We start from the raw sequence: 8,471 nt of genomic DNA on the forward strand, positions 1-8,471 counted from the left end.
TCGAGGCGATGGGCCGGCAGATGAAGGCCGAGCGCGTCAAGCGCGCCGACATCCTGCAGGCCGAAGGCCAGCGCCAGTCGGAAATCCTGCGCGCCGAAGGCGCCAAGCAGGGGCAGATCCTGCAGGCCGAAGGCCGTCGCGAGGCCGCGTTCCGCGATGCCGAGGCGCGCGAACGCCTGGCGGAAGCCGAAGCCAAGGCGACGCAGATGGTTTCCGAATCCATCGCCAAGGGCGACATTGCCGCGCTGAACTATTTTATCGCCGACAAATACATCAAGGCGTTCGGGAGTTTCGCGGAATCGCCGAACCAGAAGATCCTGATGATCCCGGTGGAGGCGACCAGCGTGCTGTCCTCGCTCGCCGGCATCGGCGAGATCGCCAAGGCGGCGTTCGGCGAGAGTTCGGCCTCGGCCGCGGCCGCCGCACGGCGGACCTCCTCGGTGCCGAGCACCGGCCCGGCGCCGCCGGTCGCGCCGCAGCGGTGAGGCGTGGTTCGGAAGATCACATTGCTTGATGAGAGGTTCGTATCATGGCCGACATGTTTTCTACCCTCGGCACCTGGAACTGGTTGATCTTCGGCTTCATCCTGATGGCGCTGGAGCTGCTTGCGCCGGGTGTCTTCATGTTCTGGCTCGGGCTCGCAGCGCTGCTGGTCGGGTTGCTGTCGTTCGCGATCAATCCGTCGTGGCAGACGCAGCTCCTGATGTTTGCGGTGTTCGCTCTCGCCGCGGTGCCGGCGTGGCGCTACTTCGCGCGCAGCGCGGGCAGCCGCAGCCAGAGCCCGTTTCTCAACAACCGGACCAAGGCGCTGGTCGGCCGCGAATTCACCCTGGAGAAACCGATCGTCGATGGATCAGGCACGGTGCGGATCGACGACACGATCTGGCGCGTCGCCGGCCCCGACGCGCCCGCCGGCAGCCGCGTCAAGGTGGTGCAGGCCGACGGCGCCAGCCTGACGGTGGCGGTGGCTTAAATCGCCGTGCGCCTGCTCCAGCGCTCCGCGAAATGATGCAGCGGCTGGAAGCTCGCCATCAGCTCGCGGCCGAGCGGCGTCAGGCTGTAGCCGTCGCTGGTCAGGAGCTCGACGAGGCCGGCCTCGCGCAGTTCGGAGAGGCGGGCCTGCATCACGGTCGGCGAGGCGTCGTCGCAGGCGGTGCGCAGCGCGCGCGAGGTCAGGGGGCCGTCGCGCAGCTCCCAGACGATCCGCAAGGTCCAGCGGCGGCCGAGCAGATCGAGCAGGGCCATGATCGGCCGGCCGGTCCGGGAACCGCGAACGGCGCGTGGCTTGGTAGTGGCGGCCGGTTTCGGCATGCGGACCTCTCTTGCGTTCCGCTACAAATAATGTAGCGTTATGCTACGTTATTTGTAGCACAGGAGCTGGCCATGTCCCAGAGCTCACCGCGCATCGCGCCGCTCGAGCCGCCTTATGCCCCGGAGATTGCCGGGCAGTTCGACCGGATCATGCGCGGCGCGCTACCGCTGATGCTGTTTCGCGTGGTCGCCGGCAGCGCCCGCGCCTGGGAGAAATTCACCGCCGGCGGCCTGCTTGACCGCGGGCCGCTGTCGTTGCGGGAGCGCGAGATCGTGATCGACCGCACCTGCGCGCGGACAGGATGCGAATACGAATGGGGCGTCCATGTCGCAACCTTCGCGCAAGCCGCGCGCCTGACCGAAGAGCAAATCCGCGCCACCGTGCGCGGGGCCGCCGATGCGACATGCTGGTCGGCGGCCGAGCAGGCCCTGATCGCCGCCGCCGACGCGCTGCACGCGCGCGCCACGCTCAGCGACGCCGAGTTCGCCGATCTGTCGGCGCATTATGATGAGGCGCAGATCTTCGAAATCATGCTGCTGTGCGGATTCTATCGCACGGTATCGTATCTCGCGAATGGACTGGCGCTGCCGCTGGAGGAGAAGGCGGCGCGATTTCCGGCGCCAATCTAACCCCGTCATTGCGAGGAGCGAAGCGACGAAGCAATCCATCCATCCGTTATGCCGCGCGATGGATTGCTTCGCTGCGCTCGCAATGACGGGGAGATAATTGCGACTTACGCCACGCCCGCCCGCAAAAAGTCGTGCAGATGCACGATGCCGACCGGCTTGGTGCCGTCGGCGACGATCAGCGTCGTGATCTTCGAGGAGTTGAGAATCTCCAGCGCCTCGCCGGCCAGCACGTCGCGGCCGATCGTCTTCGGATTGCGCGTCATCACCTCGTCGACGGTCGCCGCCATCAGGTCGGGATGATCCATGTGGCGGCGCAAATCGCCGTCGGTGACGATGCCGGCGAGATGTCCGCGCGCGTCGATGATGCCGACGCAGCCAAAGCCCTTCGACGTCATCTCGACCAGCGCCTCGGACATCTTGGTGCCGAGCGGCTTCAGCGGCACGGCATCGCCTGAATGCATGAGGTCGCGGGCGTATTTGAGGAGCGCGCCGAGCTTGCCGCCGGGATGCAGCACGCTGAAATCGGTCGTGGTGAAGCCGCGGCCCTCGAGCAGCGCGATCGAAAGCGCGTCGCCGAGCGCCAGCATCATCAGCGAGGAGGTCGTCGGCGCGAGGTTGTGCGGACAGGCCTCGCGCGCCTTCGGCAGCGTCAGCGCGACGTCGGCCGCCTTGGCGAGCGAGGAGTCCCGATCCGCCGTCATCGCGATCACGGCGATGCGGAAGCGCTTGGCATAGGTGATCAGATTCTTCATCTCCGGCTGCTCGCCGGACCAGGACAGCGCCAGGATGACGTCGTCGGCCGTGATCATGCCGAGGTCGCCATGGCTCGCCTCGGCGGCATGGACAAAGAAGGCCGGCGTGCCGGTCGAGGCAAAGGTCGCGGCGATCTTGCGGCCGATATGGCCCGACTTGCCGAGCCCGGTGACGATCAGCCGCCCCTTGGCGTTGCGGATCAGGTCGGCCGCGGCGGTGAAGGGGGCGCGGAGATCGGATTGCAGCGCCGCCGTCAGCGCCGCGATCCCGCTGCCCTCGGCATCGAGCGTGCGCAGCGCCGATTGAACGGCGGAGTCAGCGGGGTCGGTGCCGGATGAATCGGTCATCAGCGGATGCGGTTTAGCCATGTCTGTCCCAGGGAGGAGGGCGCTACGCGCCAAACCCGTCCATAGCATGGCCGCTGCCGCGATGCGACGTGCGCGGGGCCGTCCTCAACGCCTCATTAACCATAATTGTTTTAACTCCATTAACGACGTGTTCCGCCCGACCGGGCGGTAGACGTTGGCTAAGTGACTGTTTGGGTTGGGATATATTTTTGGTGAGGGCGGGGCCAGCAACGGGCCGGAACAGCCGCGCGCGTGTCATTCGCGCTGCCTTGCCGTGCCTTGCGCTGATCGTCCTGACGGAAACCGCGGCTGAGGCACAGACCGTCACGCCGGACCTGTTCAGCTCGCGCCGCGCCAGCCAGTTGACGCCATCGGATTCGCCGCTGCGGCGGACCGCAGCCGAAGCGAACGATCCGCTCGCAAGCCCGAGGCTTCCCGAGAACGAGCAGCCCGCGCCGCCGCCGCGGACCGGGCCGATCCCGACCTACGGGCTTCCGGCGGCGAACGGCGCCGCTGATACCGGCTACGACTCGCTGAACCGCAGGCGCAAGCAGCCGAAATACTATCCGGCGCAGGCCAGGCCGAAGCCGCCGATCGGGCCCGGCAGTCCGCCGCGTCCCGCGATCGCAGCGAACACGCCGCTGCGGCTCTCGATCCCGCCGTCGGCGTCGGCGCACAAGACGCCGATCCCGCCGGCGATGGCGGGGACGATCGCCGGGCAGCCGCCGCGCAAGCGGCTCAAGGTCGACGACGATCCGTTCGGCGCGGTCGGCGATTACGCCGGCAGCTTCCTGATCAAATCGGCGGTCGAAGTCTCCGCCGGCTACGACACCAATCCCGGCCGCCTTGCCGTGCAGCAGGGCAGGCCGCTCTACGTGGTCGCGCCGGAATTTTTGGCGGTCTCCGACTGGGAGCGCCACGCGCTGGTCGCCGACCTGCGTGGCTCCTTCACCGGCTACACCAGCAACCTCACGCCGAACGCCGACGGCACGCCGCTGTCCGCGCCGCTCGACATCGACCGGCCCAATTTCATCGGCCATGTCGACGGCCGGCTCGATGTCAGCCGCGACACAAGGCTGCTGGCGCAGGGGCGCCTGTTCGTCTCGACTGACAATCCCGGCAGCCCGAACGTGCAGGCGGGGCTGGCCAGATATCCTGTTTACACCACCGTCGGCAGCACCATCGGCGTCGACCAGAGCTTCAACCGCCTGCAGGTGTCCGCCGGCGCCACCGTCGACCGCACCGATTATACCAACTCAAAACTCACCGACGGCACCTCGAGCACCAACGACGACCGCAACTTCACCCAGTATGGCGGCGTCGGCCGCGTCAGCTACGAATTGCGGCCCGGGTTGAAGCCGTTCGTGGAAATGCAGGGCGACAGCCGCGTCCACGACCTCAGGCTCGACCGCAGCGGCTATGCGCGCGATTCATCGGGCGGCTATGCCAAGGGCGGCACCAGCTTCGAATTCTCGCGGCTGCTCACCGGCGAAATCGCCGCCGGCTACGCCATGCGCGACTATGCCGATCCCAGGCTGAACCGCCTCGAAGGCCTGCTCGTCTCGTCCTCGCTGGTCTGGACCGCGACGCCGCTGACGACGGCCAAATTTGTTTCCGACACCACGATCACGGAGACCACGATGCCCGGCACCTCGGGCGTGCTGACGCACATCTACACCGTCGAGGTCGACCATGACTTCCGCCGCTGGCTGACCGCGATCGGCAAGTTCACCTGGGGCAACCTCGACTACCAGGGCAATCCAAGGCGCGACAAGATCTACACGCTGTCGGGCGAAGCCATCTACAAGCTGAACCGCAACGTCTGGCTCCGTGGCACGCTGCAGCGGGGCTGGCTGGAGTCGAATATTCCGGGGAACAACTCGGCGTCGACGGTGATGCTGCTGGGCGTGCGGGTGCAGAATTGAGGGCGTCTGAACTCGTCATTGCCGGGCTTGACCCTGCAATCCATCGCTTCGCAAGAGTCTCATGAAGGTTGATGGATGCCCGGATCAAGTCCGGGCATGACAGCAGCAAAAATTGCCCGCTCTGTCTCCCTTACCGCGGCAGCGTCGTCGTCCCCATCAGATACTGGTCTATAGCCCGTGCGCAGAGGCGGCCCTCGCGGATCGCCCAGACCACCAGCGACTGGCCGCGGCGCATGTCGCCGGCCGAAAACACGTTCGGCAGCGAGGTCTGGTAGTCGTGCGTGTTGGCGCGGACGTTGCCGCGCTGGTCGAGGTCGACGCCGAGCGTCTTCAGCATGCCCTCGTGCACCGGATGGACGAAGCCCATCGCGAGCAGCACGAGCTCCGCGTCGAGTTCGAACTCGGTGCCGGGCAGCGGCTTGAACTTGTCGTCGACCTTGACGCAATGCAGCTTCTGCACCTTGCCGTCGGCGCCGGAGAATTTCTGCGTCAGCACGGCGAACTCTCGGGCCGCGCCTTCGGCCTGGCTCGACGAGGTCCGCATCTTCAACGGCCAGTTCGGCCAGGTCAGGCCCTTGTTCTCGTGCTCGGGCGGCGCCGGCATGATCTCGAGCTGGGTCACCGACTTCGCGCCCTGCCGGAACGAGGTGCCGATGCAGTCGGAGCCGGTGTCGCCGCCGCCGATCACGACGACGTGCCTGCCGCCGGCGAGAATGTCCGCGGCCGCACCGAGCGGCTCGGAGGAGTTGCGGCGGTTCTGCTGCGGCAGGAAGTCCATCGCGAAATGGATGCCGTCGAGTTCGCGTCCCGGGATCGGCAAATCGCGGCCGGCCTCGGCGCCGCCGGTCAGCGCCACCGCGTCATACTGGTTGAGCAGTTCGCGCGGATCGATCGCGCCCTCGGCGCTGCCGCCGACATGAACGCCGTAATGGAACGTGACGCCCTCGGCTTCCATCTGCGCCACGCGGCGGTCGATGACGTGCTTTTCCATCTTGAAGTCGGGAATGCCGTAGCGAAGCAGTCCGCCGGCCTTGGCGAATTTCTCGTAGACATGGACGTCGTGGCCGGCGCGCGCGAGCTGCTGCGCGGCGGCTAGGCCCGCGGGGCCGGAGCCGACCACCGCGACCTTCTTGCCGGTCCTGGCCGCGGCGATTTCGGGCTTCAGCCAGCCATTGTCCCAGGCGCGATCCACGATCGCGCACTCGATGGTCTTGATGGTGACCGGGTTGTCGTTGATGTTGAGCGTGCAGGAGGCCTCGCACGGCGCCGGGCAGATGCGGCCGGTGAATTCGGGGAAATTGTTGGTCGAGTGCAGGTTGCGCGAGGCTTCTTCCCAGTTGCCCTGATAGACGAGGTCGTTGAAATCGGGGATCTGGTTGTTGACCGGGCAGCCCGGCGTGCCCGGCGCCACCGAGCCGGTACCGTGGCAATAGGGAATGCCGCAATTCATGCAGCGCGCGGCCTGGTCGCGGGTGTCCTTCTCGCTCAGCGGAATGACGAATTCGCGGTAGTGCTTCAAACGTTCGGCGACCGGCGCATACTTGCGGTCGTGGCGGTCGAATTCCAGAAAACCTGTGATCTTACCCATTAAACCTGATGCCCCTGCATCTGACGTTCGTTGTGTTTCTGTCGCCTCCGTCATTGCGAGGAGCGCTGGCGACGAAGCAATCCATGGTTCGGCTTGGGGAGCGATGGATTGCTTCGCTGCGCTCGCAATGACGGGCTCGTTGTAATTAAGCCCCGATCGCGATTTTCGGCTCGGCATCGGCGTTCGCCTTCATTTCCTTCAGTGCGCGGCGGTATTCCACCGGCATCACTTTGCGGAATTTCGGCAGCCAGGCCTTCCAGTCCGCGAGGATCTCGGCGGCCTTCTTCGAGCCGGTCAGCTTGGCGTGGCGCGAGATCAGGACGTGCAGCCGCTCGACGTCGGACGAGAGCAGGTTCTGGAACACGTCGACCCGGCCATGCGCTTCGAGATCGCCGGAGTGGTGGTAGGTGTTGGCGTTGATCAGCTCTTCCGAGAGCACCGGCTCCAGGTCGACCATCGCCATGTTGCAGAGCTTTGCGAAGTCGCCGGCCTCGTCCAGCACATAGGCGATACCGCCCGACATGCCGGCCGCGAAGTTGCGCCCGGTCTTGCCGAGCACCACGACGATGCCGCCGGTCATGTATTCGCAGCAGTGATCGCCGGCGCCCTCGACGACCGCGACCGCGCCGGAGTTGCGCACCGCGAAGCGCTCGCCGGCGATGCCGCGGAAATAGCATTCGCCCTCGATCGCGCCGTACATCACGGTGTTGCCGACGATGATCGATTCTTCCGGCACGATGCCGGAGTTTTTCGGCGGCTTGACGATAATGCGGCCGCCCGACAGGCCCTTGCCGACATAGTCGTTGCCCTCGCCTTCGAGATCGAAAGTGACGCCCGTGGCAAGCCACGCGCCGAATGCCTGGCCCGCGGTGCCCTTCAGGCTGACGTGGATGGTGTCGAGCGGCAATCCGGCATGGCCGTAGATCCTGGCGACCGCGCCTGACAGCATCGCGCCCGCCGAACGATCTGTATTGTTGATCTCTTCCTCGATTTTGACCGGCGCGCCGCGGTCGAGCGCGGCCTGCGCCTTCTCGATCAGGCGGCGGTCCAGCACCTTCTCCAGATGATGGTCCTGGGGCTCGGCGTGATAGATCTTCTGGCTCTTCTCTTCCTTCTGCCGCACGAACAGCTTTGAGAAATCGAGGCCCTTGGCCTTCCAGTGCGCCACCAGCCTGGACTGGTCGAGCATCTGGGTCTGGCCGACCATCTCGTCGAACTTCCTGTAGCCGAGCGAGGCCATGATCTCGCGGACTTCCTCGGCGACGAAGAAGAAATAGTTGATGACGTGCTCGGGCTGGCCGGTGAAGCGCTTGCGCAGCACCGGGTCCTGCGTCGCGACGCCGACCGGGCAGGTGTTGAGATGGCACTTGCGCATCATGATGCAGCCCGCCGCGATCAGCGGCGCGGTGGCGAAGCCGAATTCGTCGGCGCCGAGCAGTGCGCCGATCACGACGTCACGGCCGGTGCGGAAGCCGCCGTCGACCTGCACGGCGATGCGGCTGCGCAGCCGCTCGCGAACCAGCGTCTGGTGGGTTTCGGCAAGGCCGATTTCCCACGGCGAACCTGCATGCTTGATCGAGGTGAGGGGAGACGCACCGGTGCCGCCCTCGAAGCCCGCGATGGTGACGTGGTCGGCGCGCGCCTTGGCGACGCCCGCGGCCACCGTGCCGACGCCGATTTCGGAGACCAGCTTGACCGAGACCGCGCCGGTCGGATTGACGTTCTTGAGGTCGTAGATGAGCTGCGCCAGGTCCTCGATCGAGTAGATGTCGTGGTGCGGCGGCGGCGAGATCAGGCCGACGCCGGGCGTCGAATGCCGCACGCGCGCGATCGTCGCGTCGACCTTGTGGCCGGGCAACTGGCCGCCTTCGCCGGGCTTGGCGCCCTGCGCCATCTTGATCTGCATCATGTCGGAGT

The 8,471-nt window shown here is 66.3% G+C and carries 8 protein-coding genes; 4 read left to right on the forward strand and 4 right to left on the reverse strand.

Features of this window, described 5'->3' with window-relative positions; all coding sequences use genetic code 11:
- Together V7E26_RS27650 and V7E26_RS27655 are read left to right on the forward strand one after the other, a co-directional pair.
- On the forward strand, positions 1 to 485 hold a 485-nt coding region (locus V7E26_RS27650; protein WP_324422477.1), incomplete at its 5' end, for an SPFH domain-containing protein.
- A gap of 44 nt (positions 486 to 529) precedes the next feature.
- A complete protein-coding gene (locus V7E26_RS27655; protein WP_324422479.1) occupies positions 530 to 973 on the forward strand; it encodes an NfeD family protein in 444 nt (147 codons plus the stop codon).
- Here the strand turns inward: V7E26_RS27655 and V7E26_RS27660 are convergent.
- On the reverse strand, positions 970 to 1,311 hold the full coding sequence (locus V7E26_RS27660) for a winged helix-turn-helix transcriptional regulator (protein WP_324422481.1): 342 nt from the start codon (positions 1,309 to 1,311) through the stop codon (positions 970 to 972). The two genes, V7E26_RS27655 and V7E26_RS27660, sit on opposite strands and share 4 nt — an antisense overlap.
- Positions 1,312 to 1,383: 72 nt before the next feature.
- Here V7E26_RS27660 and V7E26_RS27665 point away from each other — a divergent pair, with 72 nt between their 5' ends.
- The gene (locus V7E26_RS27665) at positions 1,384 to 1,941 is read left to right on the forward strand and encodes a carboxymuconolactone decarboxylase family protein (protein WP_324422483.1); all 558 of its coding nucleotides are present in this window, start codon (positions 1,384 to 1,386) and stop codon (positions 1,939 to 1,941) included.
- Between the two features lie 104 nt (positions 1,942 to 2,045).
- On the opposite strand, the gene V7E26_RS27670 is transcribed toward V7E26_RS27665, so the two are convergent.
- Positions 2,046 to 3,062 (reverse strand): KpsF/GutQ family sugar-phosphate isomerase, encoded by a 1,017-nt coding sequence (locus V7E26_RS27670; RefSeq protein WP_324422485.1) that lies wholly within the window; start codon positions 3,060 to 3,062, stop codon positions 2,046 to 2,048.
- A gap of 191 nt (positions 3,063 to 3,253) precedes the next feature.
- Here V7E26_RS27670 and V7E26_RS27675 point away from each other — a divergent pair, with 191 nt between their 5' ends.
- Complete coding sequence (locus V7E26_RS27675; RefSeq protein WP_442893492.1) at positions 3,254 to 4,966, forward strand: outer membrane beta-barrel protein; 1,713 nt, start codon at positions 3,254 to 3,256, stop codon at positions 4,964 to 4,966.
- A 130-nt stretch (positions 4,967 to 5,096) separates the two neighbouring features.
- Here the strand turns inward: V7E26_RS27675 and V7E26_RS27680 are convergent, their stop codons facing one another.
- Positions 5,097 to 6,554, reverse strand: a complete 1,458-nt coding sequence (locus tag V7E26_RS27680; protein ID WP_324422488.1) for a glutamate synthase subunit beta — start codon at positions 6,552 to 6,554, stop codon at positions 5,097 to 5,099.
- A 145-nt stretch (positions 6,555 to 6,699) separates the two neighbouring features.
- A partial coding sequence (locus V7E26_RS27685; protein ID WP_324422490.1) for a glutamate synthase-related protein occupies positions 6,700 to 8,471 on the reverse strand: 1,772 nt, incomplete at its 5' end.

Origin of the sequence: Bradyrhizobium sp. (genome assembly GCF_036735945.1) — a bacterium.
Lineage (GTDB): Bacteria > Pseudomonadota > Alphaproteobacteria > Rhizobiales > Xanthobacteraceae > Bradyrhizobium.

Coding starts and splice junctions, on each gene's coding strand:
- V7E26_RS27680 (WP_324422488.1), bottom strand. CDS start 6,554: ATGGGTAAGATCACAGGTTTTCTGGAATTCGACCGCCACGACCGCAAG.
- V7E26_RS27660 (WP_324422481.1), bottom strand. CDS start 1,311: ATGCCGAAACCGGCCGCCACTACCAAGCCACGCGCCGTTCGCGGTTCC.
- V7E26_RS27655 (WP_324422479.1), top strand. CDS start 530: ATGGCCGACATGTTTTCTACCCTCGGCACCTGGAACTGGTTGATCTTC.
- V7E26_RS27670 (WP_324422485.1), bottom strand. CDS start 3,062: ATGGCTAAACCGCATCCGCTGATGACCGATTCATCCGGCACCGACCCC.
- V7E26_RS27665 (WP_324422483.1), top strand. CDS start 1,384: ATGTCCCAGAGCTCACCGCGCATCGCGCCGCTCGAGCCGCCTTATGCC.